Source organism: Methylobacterium sp. 275MFSha3.1 (assembly GCF_900108435.1).
Classification (GTDB): Bacteria; Pseudomonadota; Alphaproteobacteria; order Rhizobiales; family Beijerinckiaceae; genus Methylobacterium.
Map to the genome: position 1 here is coordinate 97,796 of NZ_FNWP01000002.1, position 15,257 is coordinate 113,052.

Sequence of the window (15,257 nt, forward strand, 5' to 3'; positions counted from 1 at the left end):
TCGATTGTGGATTCCGGCGGGATACCGTGCTAGCCACATCCTGTCGGGCGCTGGAGACCGTGAGATACGGGCGCGCTGAACGACGAGCGTGAAAGACATTTGTCGTGGTCACGGATCCCAAGCTCGCAGTCATCATTACCTGTTACAACTACGAAAATTTTGTCGGTCGAGCAATTCAAAGCGTTGTTGGGCAAGGCAATGACTCTTGTGAGATCGTCGTGATAGACGATGGATCGACGGATGACTCGTGGTCGATTATCCAGCGGTCCGGTGTCGCGGCGTTCCGGATCCCGAACGGCGGTCAGAGGGCGGCTTGCCTGTACGGATTGGCCAAGGCCCGGGCCCCGTTTCTGCTCTTTCTCGACGCGGACGACGAGCTTCTGCCGGGTGCTCTCGACCGTATTCTCGCGGAACTAGATCCGACTGTCGCCAAACTTCAGTTCTGTCTGAGGTGCGTCGACTCGACCGGGACGATCCTGGCGGACCCATACCCCGCTCTCGGCGCGTTCCGCGGGCAGGACAGGACTGTCAACGACATCCTGCGCTCAGGCGTCTACCAGACGCCGCCCACGTCCGGGAATGTCTTCCGCCGCGATGTCTGCGATCTGCTCCATCAATGCGCGTACGACCAAGCTGTCGATGGCGTGATTCTGTTGGCTGCCCCGTTCATGGGCGAGATCGTCAGTCTTTCCGAAAGTCTCGGGCTCTACCGTGTCCATGGCCGCAATGACTCGGGTCTGGGCCGCGTCCCGCAGGCGGCCACCGTCGAGCGGGATCTCCAGCGTTTCCAGTCACGTCTGAGGCATCTGCGCGGTCTTCTTCACGACTGGCGTCCCGGAGTCTCCCTCGTCGAGCCAGAGCAGACATACTATTTTCAGTTCCTCGAGTTCTGCCTGGCGATCCTCCGGGGTGTCCGGTACGGTGGCAGGCCGTTCCTGGGCCTGATCAGATCTGTCCTGATCGAGCCGCGTTCGCTGAAATGGAAAATGGCGAATGCGCTCTTCGTAGTCGCGACGTTTCTCGCGCCCGTTCGGTGTGCGCAGGCGTTGCTCGCCTTCCGCTTCTCGCCCAAGCGCCGGCCGGTCCGACAGATCCTGCGCGCCACGATCGGTGCGGGGCATTGTTGAAAATCAGTAGTGCGCCGGATTTTTCTGTTGCGCCCGGTCGCGCTTTTACACCTAGATGGCTCCGGAATATGTGGCGGCTCTCCTGTTCGGCCAGGGTCGTATCTCCCGCCTAATCGGCGCCGCGGCTTGCATGGAGTCCAGCGCAGGCCGGGGCTCGGATCCGACACGAGTGCTCGTAAGTCATGCGTATTCTCCATCTGCTGAATCACACGCGCCGACTGAACGGCCATGTCCACGCGGCCGTCGATCTCGCGTGCCAACAGGCGCAGGCCGGACACCGGGTCGCGATAGCCAGTCAGGGTGGGGATTTCGATGCGCTGCTCCGGTCCAACGGCGTCGAGTCGATCTTCGCGAGCCACGCGCGCACGCCGGCCCGGATCCTGACGTCGTTCCTCGGATGTGGCGGTGTGCTCCGGCGTTGGCGTCCCGATGTCGTCCACGCCCATATGATGACCAGCGCCGTGCTGGCTTGGCCGACCTGCAAGCTGCTGCGCGTTCCCCTCGTGACGACCGTCCACAATGAGTTCGAGAAGGGTGCCGTCCTCATGGGCCTTGGGACCAGGGTCATCGCTGTGAGCGGCGCGGTCGCTGCGGCAATGCGGAAGCGCGGCATCGCGGCTTCCCGCATCGACGTCGTGCTCAACGGGACCATCGGCTCAGCCCGCATGCGCGGTCGGTCCGAGGAACCGCAGGCTCTGGATCATCCCGCCATCGTCTTCGTCGGAGGCCTGCATCCCCGGAAGGGATTGCCCGATCTGCTTCAGGCCTTCGACAAGGCGTTCCCCCACAATCGCGCCATGCGGCTCTACGTCGTCGGCGGCGGTCCTCACCGGGACGCCTATGAGCAGACCGCGCGCGCGCTGGCCTGCGCGGATGCCATTACCTTCGCCGGGCCGCGGGACGATCCGTACCGCTGGATGCTGGGCGCCGACATCTTCGTGCTCCCGTCCCACGCCGATCCGGCACCGCTCGTGCTCTCCGAAGCCCGGGAGGCGGGCTGCGCGATCGTGGGTACCGACGTCGACGGGATTCCCGAGCTGCTCGACGGGGGAAGGGCGGGCATTCTGGTCCCGGCAAACGATCCGGACAAGCTTGCGCAGGCGCTGATCACGCTCACGACCGATCCGAGCGCCCTGGGCGCTTTGAGAGCGAAGAGCCAGATCAACCTGGATCACCTGCGGATCGCACGGGTGGCCGACGAGACCTTGACCGTCTATCGGCGCGCTGCCGGCCTCGCGGGGTGATGCGCGTCCCGGTGCGCGGAAGCCGGACACGGCTCCCACAACGCACCGCGGGCGCGGCTCGATCGCAAGCTGACCAAATTAGCTAGATTGATGCCGCCGCCGGATGCTGGTTCAGGACTGCCTTGCAGAGCGTGTCAGGATCGGAATCGCCATGTTGCTCAGATCCGGATCCATGTCGTGACCACGAGGCACGACGTCGTTCCGGGCCGGTGTGGCGCCGGTCAGTCCTCCGTGGGACACGTTCATGCTCGCCTCTAAGACGCTGCGCGGCGCCGGATGGAGTGTCGCCGCGCGGATCTCCGCGCGCGCGATCGATCTCGGCACGCTGCTCGTCCTCGCACGGATCCTGTCGCCCGCCGATTTCGGCCTGACGGCCATCGCCGCGTCCCTGATCTCGATCGTCGAGATGATCCTCGAGATCCCGCTGGTTCAGGCCCTGTTGCGTCTGCAGAAGATCGAGAAGCCGCATCTGGATACTGCATTCACGCTGGGCCTTCTTCGGGGCGGGGTCATCGCCGTTCTGATGATGGCCGCCGCTTGGCCGGTCGCCCACATCTACGACGACGTCCGACTGATCCCCATCACGCTCGCGCTCGCGTCGGCGCCGATCGCGCGAAGCCTCTACAGCCCGGCCATGGTACACCTGTTCCGTAAGATCGACTTCCGTGCGTCGTTTCTCGCGGATTTTTCCGGAAAAGTGGCCGCGGCCCTGATCTCGATCGGGTCTCTCTACTTGGGAGCCGGCTACTGGGCCCTGGTGATCAACCCGGCTGCATCCGCGATCCTGCCGACCATCCTGTCCTACGTGCTGGCGCCTTACCGACCGGGGCTCTCCCTGGCGCGGCTGAGTGCCTTCTCGGCGTTCACAGGCTGGTTCACATCCTCACAGATCCTCGCTGCCTTCAGTTGGCAGTTCGATCGCATGTTCCTCGGTTACCACGTCGACAAGGCCGTACTCGGCCGCTACGGGGTGGCGAGCGATTTCTCCGTCCTCCCGACCCAGAGCGTCATCGGTCCGGCTATGCGGCCGGTCATGGCCGCGTTCGCGACGATGGCCGATGACCGCCTCCGCTTACGAGCCGCCTTCCTGAAGGCGGCTCGACTCACGATGATCATCGCGCTCCCGGCTGGCGTGGGCATCGCACTGACCGCCGACCAGATCGTGAGCGTCATCCTCGGTGCGCAATGGATTTCCGCGGCGCCCTATCTGCGATGGCTGTCGCTGGCCGTCATGTTCACCGCCTATTACCAACCTGTCTCAACGCTCTGCCTCGCGATGGACGAGCCGAACGTGATGCTCAAGATCACGCTCCTCGAATCGGTGGCGAAGGTCTTGAGCATGACACTGGGATTCTATCTCGGCGGCGTGATGATGATGATCTACGCGCGCCTTGCCACGGCCCTGTTTCACTTCCTGATCAGCGCGATCTACGCGCGGCGTCTCGTCGGTGCCGGTGTGGCGGAGCAGATCCGTAATCTCTGGCAGATTGCCCTCTCGTGCGCGGCGATGGCGGCCGCCGTCCTCGCGCTGCGGGCCGCCTTGAGCCGCCTGGATATCGGCTCGGCCGGGCTTCTCGCGGCCCTGATCCTCGGCGGCGCGGCGGCTTACGGCGTGAGCATGCTGCTGCTCGGCTTCCGCCTGCGGACCCTGCGTCCATGAGGCCGGTCGCGCGAGGGCCAGCGGCGAAGAACGCAGAACTTACAGCCGCCATCGGGCTGATCCACGAGATTGCGGAGGGTATAATTTTGGCCGCGCTCACTTCAACGGCTCGGATGAGCAGCGGCCGCAAGACAGACCTCGGGTCGTTAAATCTTGGCTAACTTGGCGGCGTCTGCTACCTTTCGATGTGGCCTTCGGGATTCTGTGCTACGGATACCGTAGGGCGATCGCAGCGCGCAGACTTATACTCAAGATTTGGCTCTGGTCGGGGAGAATTTGATGCGTCTGCGTCTAGTTGCGGCGGCGTGCGTCCTGCTGTTCGGCAGCCCGCACGCGAATGCGGCCGCCGACGAAGCCGGTCGATATCTGCTCGGCCCTCAGGATCATCTGACGATCCGCGTCTATGATTTGCGTCGCAACACAGGCGAAGCGTACTCGTGGACGGCACTGAACGGTCAGTTCGTCGTTGCAGCGGACGGAACCGTGTCCATGCCACTGATCGGCCAGATCAAGGCGGCGGGCGGCACGCCGATCGATCTCGCGAACGCCATCGGTGTCGCTCTGAAACAGGTCGCCGATCTCGCGGAGAAGCCCGCGGCATCGGTCGAAGTCGCGACCTACCGTCCCTTCTACATCATCGGTGCGGTCCAGCAGCCCGGCAAGTACGAGTATCAACCCGGCCTGACCGTACTACAGGCCGTCAGCACGGCTCAGGGACTGATGCGCGGCACCGACCCGCGCAGTATCCAGCGCGACGCGGTCACAACGCGCGGCGAGTTGCGAAATCTGGCCGCGGAGCGGGTCGCCTTGGCCGCCAAGCTGGCGCGTCTCGAAGCGGAGGTCGGCGGCGCGGAGACGATCGCGTTCGGCGGCGAGCTGAAAGGCACGGTGGACAGGATATACGCGGAGCAGGCCGTCCGCGGTGAGCAACTCCTGTTCGACACGCGTCGGAACGCGCTGAAGGCCGAGATCAAGTCGATTGAACAGTCGATCGCCAGCTTTCAAAATGAAATGAGCACGCTCGATAATAAGTCCAAAACGCTGGACCGCCAGATCGAGCTCAGTCGCGGTGAGCTCGGCCTGATCAACGATCTGGTCTCGAAGGGGCTCACGATCGCGCCGCGCAAGCTGGCTGCGGAGCAGAGTCAGGCGTCGTTCGAGAGCAGCCGACTCGACGTGCAGGTCGCCATGCTGCGCGCTCAGCAGAGCCTCACGCGCGCCGAGCGCGACATCATCGACCTCAAGGCCCGGTTCCGCCGCGAAGCTCTGTCGGAGGCCGCGGATGCCCGTCAGAAGCTCGCCTCGATCGACGAGAAGGCGCGGACAGCCGAGCGGCTCGCGGCCGATGCCGAGTCTCAGATGGTCGGCAGCACCGACGACGCGGCAGAAGCCGTGAGCGCGCGCTACGAGATTACCCGGAAGCAGGGGGTGAAGGCGGGCACATGGCTCGCCTCCGAGGAGGCCGTCGTCGAGCCCGGCGACGTCGTGCGGGTGACGCTCGTGCGCCAGCCGGCCGACAAGGCCGGGGAGACGCGGCCGTCCCCGTCGCCGCGGCCCGGATCATCGGGCGCTCCGGTGAGCCGCGGTCCGGCCGCTTCGGATGCGCCACTGCGGCCAACCGAGAGTGCGAATCGCTGAGATGGTCGATGCGTGCGCGTCGCATCGATCCGGGCGGTGACCAGACGACGCGATCGCCCGATCCCGGCCCGGCACGACCCCCGGGGGTGCCGGTGCGTCGCCTGAGTGCCACCGCCGCTCCGCCGTCGATCATGCCTGGATCAGCCTGACATGAGCTTCGAACCAATAGGCGCCATCGCGGTCGTCATCGGCCTGTTCTGTCTGCTGTTCGGCAGGGAATCGGTGGTGATCGCCTTCGTGGTGTTCTGCAATCTCGGCTCGGCCGCGGCACTCCTGCTGGGTGGCGCCAACGTGCAGCCGGCGCATCTCTTCCTCGTGTTCCTGATGATCGCGACACTGTTCCATCGCAACATCTCGACACAGGTCCTGAGTTCGTTCCGCCTGCCTGAACCGGGTTTCTGGCTTCTCTGTCTCACTCTCTACGGGGTGGCGAGCAGCTACATCCTGCCGCGGCTCTTCGCGGGGCAGACCTATATCGTGCCGCTGGGAACGTCGTCACACCTGATCACGAGCGACGGCGTCGTTCCCCTGGGACCAGTATCCAGCAATTTCACGCAGCCGATCTATCTCATCGGTGATCTGGTCTGTTTCAGTATCATCACCGCTTTCGGATCCTCGAAGAACGGGATTGAGACGCTCGCGAAGGCGCTCATCCTCTACGCGGCTGCCAACATATGTTTCGGCATCATCGACGTCCTCACGGCGGCAACGGGCACGCAGGAGGCCCTGCAATTCATTCGCAACGCTCAGTACACGTTCCACGACGAGGAGAGTGTCGGCAGTATGCGGCGGATCATCGGGGCTTGGCCGGAGGCGTCGGCCTTCGCGGGAATGACACTGGGAGGTTGCGGGTTCACGGGCATGCTGTGGCTCTGTGGCCGCAAGCCCTTGGTGACGGGACCTCTGGCGTTGATCTCGCTGTTGTTCGTGATCCTGTCGACATCCTCGACCGGCCTGGTCGGCGCCGCGGTGCTGATCCCGATGCTCTACACGATCGCGCTGCTGCGATGCAGCACGCGTCGTCAGGACCGCTTCAGCGCCTGGCTGGTGGTCGCGGGTCCGTTGGTCGCCTGCGTCCTCGTGCTCCTAGCCTTCTCGGTCGGCGGCGTGGCTGAGCGCGTCTACGATTACGTCGATACGCTTGTCCTGAGCAAAGCCGAGACGAGTTCGGGTGTTCAGCGTTCGGCCTGGAACGCCTATGCGTGGCGGAACTTCATCGACTCGAACGGCCTGGGCGTCGGCCTCGGAACCAATCGCACATCGAGCTTTCCGCTCGCGGTGCTGTCGAATGTCGGGATTCCCGGAGCCGTCTTCTACGTGCTTTTCCTGGCGTCGGTGTTCGGATTTCGGCGCGGAGCGCCGCGGACCTACGCGAGCGACATCCGTGCTGCTGGCCGCGTCGCCTGCCTGTCCCTTCTCCCTGGCAGCCTCATCGCGGGCCCGACCGTCGATCAGGGCTTGATATTCTACATCTTCGCCGCCACCGCCTGCGCCTATCCCGCACGTCATCCAGTCGGGCGTATCGGTGTCTCCGCAACTCCGATCGAGCCGGCCGCGGTCGCGATACGGTCGCGGCTCGCCGAACCGGCTCGCCATTCGGCTCAGAACGTATCACTCGGCACGTGAGGGCGGCCCCGGAGGCCGATGGCCGGACCGAGGGCCGGGCGTTGCTGCCGTCCGGCACCGGGAACTGCCGTTCCGTGTTCCGCTCCGGGAGCAAAACCACGGACCGCGCCGTCGCGCCGCGACGGCCGTGCAGAGAGCTCGGAAATGGCCCGGGGGCGCGGGGGACGCTCAAGGTATGCTGGGTGGATCCACTGCCTCGAAGCCATTGATCAAATGGCTCATGGGACATCTGTCGTTTTCGTTGTTGACTTTACCCTGCTGAAGGGCGGCCAATGCTGCCTCTGTCGGCCGCAAGGCGCGGAGCGCCTGTCCGCTCGTTCGGAACGGGGACAGATCCATAGTGCGACCGTCAGGCGATGTTTCGGTCCGCGCGCCACGGTGTGTTTGCAAATTCTGCTCAGTTAACGGTAGTCATGACTGGGTTCCGAACTGATCCTATGGTATCGATCCGCAACTTCCGATCTGATTCGAGTGTCGGCGATGATCATCGTGCTCGGCGCGGCCGACCATCATGCTCCGGCATCGTCCTCCATCGCCTGACGCCGTGGCCGATGCAAAGCGAATCATGACCGTTTCTTCAGCCTTCGATTGTCATGGGCACTCGGGAGACGAGATTTTCGATACGATCGTATTAGGGGCCGGTATTACAGGCCTCGTATCGGCTTCAATCCTTCACGATCTCGGCTGTCGAAATATTGCCGTCATCGACGAATTTGAAAATATCGGCGGCAATCATATCGACCGGTCCATCAATGGATATACATTCGACATCGGAAGTCTAATATTTCAGGACGATTCGCCGCTGCTGAAGTATTTTCCGGAGTTGCTGGAACATTACGTTCCGATCAAGCCGACGTGGGGAAAGCTGACACCCCAGGCTTTCGTCACCTCGTACCCGCTGTCGATCCGGGACGACATCGTCCGGGCCGGTCCATGGGGCATCTTCAGGATCGTGCTATCGGCCGCTTTCTCGCGCGTGGCGCGGCGCAGAATCGGGAATGCGCGGGAGTTTGCTCGCTACTGGATCGGTGATTATCTGCTCAGAAGGTCCGGCCTCGAGAGCTACATGAAGCGGTTCTTCGGCGTTCCGGCCGACTGGGTCGATCTGGAATTTGCCGAGAAGCGGATGCTCTGGATCAAGGAGCACGCCAGCCCGCGCGTCTTGTTGCGCTATGTCCGCCGGCATCGCGCGCCGGGTCCGACCAACAGGCAGTTGGCGCGACCCCGCGAAGGCTTCAATGCCCTCTACGAAGTGGCCGCCCGGACCCTGCGGCAGCGCGGTTCGGTCTTTCATCTGGGCGAGGGGATCGAAGCGATCACACGGCGCGGGAAGCAATTCGATGTCCGCACCGGTGGCCGCCGTTTGACCGCCCAGCGACTCATCTCGACGATCCCCATTGCGCGGGCGTTGGCCCTCTGCGGAGTCCGAGAGGATCCCGGTCTCGCCTCGGTAACGCTGATCAGCCTGTATTTCAGCTTCGACGGGAATCGCGGCTTCGACTGTTCGATCCTCTACAACTTCGCGCATGACGGCGCTTGGAAGCGGCTCACGATGTATTCCGATTTCTATGGTCGGGTGGAGGGGCGCGAGTATTTTGGAGTCGAGGTCATCGCTGGCCACGCGAACGATTCCGTGGCGATCGCCGAGCAGGATTTTCGGGCACATGTCGCCAAGAACGGGCTCTTCGCCGGTGATCTGGTTTGTGAGGGCAGCCAAGTGGTGCCCTGTGCCTATCCCATCTACACCGGGCAGGCCCATCAGCGGGTGTCGCGCGCGCTCGCCCAACTCGCCGACTTCGGGATCGAGTCGTTCGGACGACAGGGCGGTTTCGACTACCAGCCGACGGCCCGTGTTTCGACGCTCAACGCGGCGGCTCACCTGATGCCGACAAGGACATCGGACGCTTAGTCGAGTCGATTCGGCCGGCGGGCGCCGCGCGCCGCCCTCTGAGACCGGGGCCTCCCCCGCCTCGGTCGTGACCTCGGCGGTTCGGCGAGGAGGCCGGGGCCGCCGGCGCGGGGCCGTCTCACTGGACCAGATAGGCGCGGCCCGGCTCACGCGGAGGACGAGGGGCCGCCAAGCGCTCGCGCGCGAGGACCCCGTCGACGAAACGGCTGATCTCGTCCGCGAAGCGGCCGACACCGAAGTCGGCTGCGCGCCGGACGAGGCGCTCTGGCTCCACCCCGATCTCCCGACAGCGCTGGACGGCATCGATCAGCGCGTCGACGGACTGCTCGTGGAAGAAGGTGCCGGTCACGCCGTCGATGACCGTCTCGGTGACACCACCCTTGCCGAACGCGACGACCGGCCGGCCGCTCGCCATGGCCTCGACCGGGACGATGCCGAAATCCTCTTCTCCGGGGAAGATCAGGGCTTGGCACCGTGCGTAGTGGTGTTTCAGGACCTCGAAGGGCTGCGGACCGAGGATCTTGATGTGCGGACCGGCCATGCTGCGCAGTTCACGCAGCATCTCGCCGCCGCCGATCACCACGAGCGGCTGCCCCAACCGGTTGAAGGCCTGGATCGCCAGTTCTGGCCGCTTGTAGCGGACCATTTCGCCGACCATCAGATGGTAGTCACCGCGCTGGCCATCCGGAGCGATCTCGAAGGCCGCCGTGTCCACGGGCGGATGGATGACCTTGGCTTGGCGTCGATAGTAGGTCTCGATGCGTCGCGCGACCGTGTCCGAGTTGGCGATGAACTCGTGGACCCGGCCCGCCGAGACCGCGTCCCAGTTGCGCACGTAATGGGCCACCGGCGGCATCAGCAGGCGCGTGAGCAGCCCCGTCCGCTCGCGATAATCGTGGTACATGTTCCAGACGTACCGCATCGGTGAGTGACAGTAACAGATATGAAGCGCGTCGGATGGCGGGATGATCCCCTTCGCCGGACCCGATTCGCTGCTGATGATCAGATCGTATCCCCGCAGATCGAGCTGCTCGAGGGCCATCGGCATCAGGGGTAGATAGGATTTGTATCGGCTGGTCGCGAACGGCAATCGGCCGATGAACGAGGTCCTGACTCGGTGCGCCCTGATGGTCGGCGACATGGATTGCGGGGCGTAGGCGTGCGTGAAGATGTCGGCTTCCGGATAGAGGTCGCAGAGCGCCTCGACGACCTTCTCGCCGCCGCGCATCCCGATGAGCCAGTAATGGACGATCGCGACTCTCATCGCTCGGAACCTGCTTCCCCGATCGCCGCGCAGCTCTCACCGAGTCGCCCGGTGGATGTCCGATCGGTCGCTGGCAGGCAGCTGCTCCACAGGCAAGGGACCATGATTGCGCTATTCTCAGTCTTGATCGGAAACGTGCGCCTTCGGCTGGACCTGTGTGGTTCGAGCCTCGGGAGCCGCGGGGATTGATGACTTTCAGACGGGATCGACGGGTCTCACGCCATCCGCTGCGGATGGACGTTGCAGGCAGGCCTGGCCGACTTGGCGGGTATGCTCCGGAGCCGCATCAGGCTCCGCGCTCCCACCCGTCGGCCGAACAGGCGCAGACCACCCGGCGTGCCGCGCCACCCGGCACTCTGTTCTCTCTCGGCGCATGCATCATGAGTGGCCCCAATCCGTACTGGCTCCGGCATTGTGGCCGCTCCTGCACGTTGGATGCCGCTTAGCCATCCGCAGGATACTGAGTTCGCCCATCCGGGTCACGCTGCGGAACCCGCCGCCATAGGGATTAGTCCCGCGGCATCGCAATAGGGCCGCGCACGCATGGTCCGTCGCGGCGCGGCGGCCGTTGCCACCGATCCGGCACGCGTCTCATCCCGCTGACCACGCCTGAGGTACTGTATCGGAAGTCCATCCATAGAGCGCGCCCCGCACGTTGTCATGATCGCCCTCGGCGCGAAATTGATTTCGTCGCGCCATTCAGCAACATCCCGGCGATCGCCGCCGCAGCGACCTCCCGGAATGCCTGCGGCGGGACGTCCGGACATTGCACCGCGATCCCATGCGCGAGCGTCCCGGTCCGGACGGGTGGCCCGCGCGCACGGGAGAAGCACAGAGCTGCAAGTGGCTCAGCTCTCGACCATCAACCGTGGGAACGCGCGGCATTCCTCGGGCTGGACGAACGCAGTGCACAATGATGGGTGAGCATCCGGCCAAGGTCGGTGTCTCGTGACATTGCTTGGATTGCGGCATCGAGGCGGATTCGTGGCCGGGTCGAGAGGCAGGGGCCCGGTGCCACTGTGCTTCATCCTGCGGGATCGAAATCTATTCTTGCATTTTTGGGCGGAAAATATACTGGCATTTAGGGTACGGTTAAGCTTGAAACAGGCGCGATGATTTGATATCCCGTCGTTAATAATTGATTAACCGTTGCTGCGCCTGGCGGCCACCTGCCGTCACGAGGAGCCAGAACATGCTGCGCGACGTCGGCCCACCGCTTCAGCCTGCCTTGCGTGCGCCGCAGTACGGTGTCGAGCTGGCGGACCAAGTGGGCGATGCCGCGGAGGCTGTCGCGGAGGCCGTTCTGCCAACGGCGCCGTTCGTGGCGCGCGGTCTGCGGTTGGGTTGGGCGGCCAAGCGCGGGCTCGACATCACGGTGGCGGCCACGGCCCTCTTCCTCTTGCTGCCGTTGCTGATCCTGATCGCCGCTCTCGTGTATGCCGGTGATCGCAAGGCGCCGATCTTCCGCCACATGCGGGTGGGCCGGGACGGTCGCCGCTTCGGGTGCCTGAAGTTCCGCTCCATGGTGACGAATGGCGACGCTGTTCTGGCGGCGCATCTGGCCGCCAATCCTCTGGCCCGGGCCGAGTGGGCGGCGACGCACAAGCTCAGCGACGACCCGCGCGTCACCGCCGTCGGCTACGTGCTGCGCAAGACCTCGCTCGACGAGCTGCCGCAACTCTGGAATGTGCTGCGCGGCGAGATGAGCTTGGTCGGTCCGCGCCCGATCGTGCCGGCCGAAGTCGCCCGCTACGGGCGGGCATTCCCCACCTGTTTCGCCGTGCCGCCGGGCGTGACGGGGCTGTGGCAGGTCTCGGGCCGCTCCGACACGACCTATGCCGAGCGCGTCGCGCTGGATCTGGACTATGCCACCCGGTGGACCTTGCACCGGGATCTCGCCATCATGCTGCGCACGGTTCCCGCGGTTCTGGCGCAGCGCGGGAGCCGATGAGGCGCGGGTGGTCCCCGAGCCGCCCCGCGCCGGGGCACGGCGTGCTCTGGCCCTGCGCGACGGCGCAGCACGAACCGCGCTCCCAGATCCGGTTCGGGGCAGCACTTTGCTGGTCCGATAGATGAGGGCCGGATCGGATTGTGGCGGGTGCCAGCGATGACCGAACGAGACCCGTACCGGCACGAGGATCCGATCTGGTACGATCGGATCGAGGCGGATGAGCCGCCTGGCGTCATCCTCGATCTGCTGGCGCACGCGTTCGTGCCGATCGTGGCGGCTCTCGGTGCGGTGCGAGCGCTGTACTGGCTACCGACTCGACTGTGGTGCCGGGCCGCGCGCTCGATCCTGCGCGATCGGACCACCGCTGCGAAGCGGCTCTGAGCCGAGCGCAGCATCGTCACAGTGAAGCGTTCGCCGGGCTCGAGCGGCCTGTCGTGATACGTCATCCGCCGATGGACCCGCGACGCGGCCTCCAGCCGTCCGAGCTCCGGTGAGCGTGATGCCACGCTGAACGCGCATCTGAGCGTCCGTTCACCCCCCACCTCTCGGGCACGCAGGCTGGTTATGTCCGGAGCATACCGAACTCGGAGCCGCGGCGCCGGTTGTGGGAGCTTCATCAGGTCGAGATTGACAATATTAACGCTATGAAGTAGCGCTATTGACCATTCTGAAAATTGACAGACGTGATGGATCCCGAACGGGATCAGATGTCATTTGCCCATATCGAGTGGCGAGTGCTTGTATGAGGTTCTCGGAGGCAGGGGCTGCCATTCGGCGCTGGCACTTTGGCTGGCCGCCGCGCACGCGCAGGATGACCGCCAGCGAGCGCTCCCTCTCGGTCGGTGCCTGCCAAACGTGCGGGGCAAAGGTGGAGATCTCCAACGCATACTGCGTTCCCTGCGCCACAGAATACGCCGACTGCGATGTCGCATATTTTGATCGATGGTTGCTGGTCTTTATCTGGGTTGCTGCAAGTGTAACGCTGTTCGGCGTAATCTATTTTATGTTGAGATTCTTCGGTGTTGTATCATAGAGATGTTGACGATCCTTCGTCGCTCGGCTTTCGCGTCATCGCCGACGTCGGATTGTGGATCGGTCGGAAGGCTCACCGATCGGAGCGGAACGGCGCAAGCGGCATTCCCAGGATTCGGTGCGCGATGCCGCGCCATCGATTCAAGATCTGGGACGTATAGGTCCCTGGTCAGGAAAGGTGGCACGTTCCCGGTATCGGATGGCGATCGCGTCGATGCGCCGGCTATCAGGTTCGTGCACGCTCCTGTCCCGGACCCAGGGCCCTGGCTCGGCGACCACGGGTGGGCCGGCGCTCGAGCGTTGGTATGCGGTCCGTCCAGCTCGATATCCCGGTGGATGAGAGATCTGAGTACCTCTATCGGGTGATGGACGCCGGCCATTGCTCGGTAGAATGGCTGTGGGACCCGCTGTTCGGGGCGCGATCACGGCTGACGATACAATCGAGCCGGGTCTGAACAGGTTGCGGGTGAGGGTGAGGGCAGGATGCGCGGCTTGGTTTCGACTGCGACGCTCTCCGGAGTGCTGGCGCTTGTCTTCAGCATGCCCGCATCGGCGGCCTCCGATATCACGGTCGCTGCCATTGCCACCGGTCGGCTCTATGTTGTCGGGACGACCGATCGCCCGCACACGGCCGTGATTTTGGACAAACGGTTCAAAACCGAATCCGACGAGAATAGGAAGTTTCAGTACGAGTTGGTGTACCATCCCGCCAATTGTGTGGTTTCCGCCGCAATCGATGGGACGATACATGAAGCGGTTGTCAGCAATTGTGGGCAGCAGGTGGTGCCCGGAACTTGGCTGGACCCGAAGCCCGCGATGACGAGGCCGACTCCTCTGGAACGGGTGCTCTCACCGACGGTCGAGGTGCCCTCCACCGTCTTCTGCCCCTCGGTTCAGACAGAGCGCTCGCAGGATCCGGCACGCATCGAGCTTGCTGACCGCACGCCACCGGTCTTCACCGTCGTGACGGGGATGAATTTCTCGCCGCGCTACTGACGCTTGGCCGCAGGTGTGAAGAAGGCGGAGAGGATGGGTGCGGCGCATCGTCGGGATCCTCCCCGGAAGGAGTCCGCGAACGGACTTCTGCGCGGCGTCGGCTGACGGAGCGCACGGCGAAAGCGATGGCCGCTTCGCCGGCTTGGGGGCCGTAGTCGGGACCGGCATGGCGGGTGAGAACGCACCGAGGCGTGCCGGTCGATACGGAGAACTCGCCGTTCACTCTCGAGCCGCGTCGAAGAGCGACGTCAGCATCCTGAGCATACGCTCTTCGCGGCGCCGCGTCCGTCCTTCAGGAGCGCCGCCATCGCCGCTTCGCGATTGTACTCCGACATGATCCTCTTGGTGGCGAGATCCTTATCGAAGCCGGGAATGTTGTCTTTCTGTGTGGCCGAGGCTTCTCCGACGCCGGCACCGTTCGACATGCGGGACAGGCCGGAATAGATCGGCGGCTTCGTCAAATTCTCCGGACGGAGACTCTTCCAGCTCATGCGGTTGCGCATCGAGGAATCGAGAACCGCCAGAGGGTTCACACCGTTCTGGCCGATCTGCGCGTCCGTGAGCTTCAGAGTGCCGGGAATGACGACGGGGAGCGGATCGATATCGGGCTCAGCACGCGGTGCCGCGGCGCCCACGAGCGGGCCCGTCGACGCGGTTGCCGCAGGCATCGCGGTCGGGGGCGGCAAGGCGCTGTAGGCAGTCGGCATCAGCGGCGCGTGGGAGCACGCGCCTAGAGTGAGCACCGCCACGAGCGTTCCGATTCGTCTGAAAGCCATGGTCGCCCTCGCGCTGCGCCGGGCCATTCTAGCC

General features: G+C 64.5%; 11 protein-coding genes. 9 read left to right on the top strand and 2 right to left on the bottom strand.

Annotation, left to right across the window (positions count from 1 at the left end):
* Nucleotides 1-104 precede the first annotated feature (104 nt).
* The 6 genes from BLW78_RS00460 (at nt 105) to BLW78_RS00485 (ending at nt 9,204) form a co-directional block, all read left to right on the top strand.
* A complete protein-coding gene (locus BLW78_RS00460) occupies nt 105-1,127 on the top strand; it encodes a glycosyltransferase family 2 protein (RefSeq protein WP_091675625.1) in 1,023 nt (340 codons plus the stop codon).
* Between the two features lie 182 nt (nt 1,128-1,309).
* Nucleotides 1,310-2,371: a glycosyltransferase family 4 protein gene (locus BLW78_RS00465; protein WP_091675628.1), complete on the top strand. Its 1,062-nt coding sequence runs from the start codon at nt 1,310-1,312 to the stop codon at nt 2,369-2,371.
* Nucleotides 2,372-2,615: 244 nt separating this feature from the next.
* Nucleotides 2,616-4,031 (top strand): lipopolysaccharide biosynthesis protein, encoded by a 1,416-nt coding sequence (locus BLW78_RS00470; protein WP_091675632.1) that lies wholly within the window; start codon nt 2,616-2,618, stop codon nt 4,029-4,031.
* A 279-nt stretch (nt 4,032-4,310) separates the two neighbouring features.
* Nucleotides 4,311-5,669, top strand: coding sequence for a polysaccharide biosynthesis/export family protein (locus tag BLW78_RS00475; protein ID WP_091675635.1), 1,359 nt, complete (start codon nt 4,311-4,313; stop codon nt 5,667-5,669).
* Nucleotides 5,670-5,819: 150 nt separating this feature from the next.
* Nucleotides 5,820-7,295 (top strand): O-antigen ligase family protein, encoded by a 1,476-nt coding sequence (locus tag BLW78_RS00480; RefSeq protein ID WP_056524859.1) that lies wholly within the window; start codon nt 5,820-5,822, stop codon nt 7,293-7,295.
* A gap of 565 nt (nt 7,296-7,860) precedes the next feature.
* Nucleotides 7,861-9,204 (top strand): NAD(P)-binding protein, encoded by a 1,344-nt coding sequence (locus tag BLW78_RS00485; RefSeq protein ID WP_091675637.1) that lies wholly within the window; start codon nt 7,861-7,863, stop codon nt 9,202-9,204.
* A gap of 118 nt (nt 9,205-9,322) precedes the next feature.
* Here BLW78_RS00485 and BLW78_RS00490 read toward each other — a convergent pair whose 3' ends face one another.
* Complete coding sequence (locus BLW78_RS00490) at nt 9,323-10,468, bottom strand: glycosyltransferase (protein WP_091675639.1); 1,146 nt, start codon at nt 10,466-10,468, stop codon at nt 9,323-9,325.
* Between the two features lie 1,192 nt (nt 10,469-11,660).
* On the opposite strand from BLW78_RS00490, the gene BLW78_RS00495 reads away from it, so the two are divergent.
* The 3 genes from BLW78_RS00495 to BLW78_RS00505 all read left to right on the top strand — a co-directional run bounded on the left by BLW78_RS00495 (nt 11,661) and on the right by BLW78_RS00505 (nt 14,447).
* Nucleotides 11,661-12,419 (top strand): sugar transferase, encoded by a 759-nt coding sequence (locus tag BLW78_RS00495; RefSeq protein WP_020091236.1) that lies wholly within the window; start codon nt 11,661-11,663, stop codon nt 12,417-12,419.
* A gap of 156 nt (nt 12,420-12,575) precedes the next feature.
* Nucleotides 12,576-12,800, top strand: coding sequence for a hypothetical protein (locus tag BLW78_RS00500; protein WP_020091235.1), 225 nt, complete (start codon nt 12,576-12,578; stop codon nt 12,798-12,800).
* 1,134 nt (nt 12,801-13,934) lie between these two features.
* Nucleotides 13,935-14,447 (top strand): hypothetical protein, encoded by a 513-nt coding sequence (locus BLW78_RS00505; protein WP_139215721.1) that lies wholly within the window; start codon nt 13,935-13,937, stop codon nt 14,445-14,447.
* Between the two features lie 248 nt (nt 14,448-14,695).
* Here BLW78_RS00505 and BLW78_RS00510 read toward each other — a convergent pair whose 3' ends face one another.
* Nucleotides 14,696-15,223: a hypothetical protein gene (locus BLW78_RS00510; RefSeq protein ID WP_244526693.1), complete on the bottom strand. Its 528-nt coding sequence runs from the start codon at nt 15,221-15,223 to the stop codon at nt 14,696-14,698.
* Between the last annotated feature and the right edge of the window lie 34 nt (nt 15,224-15,257).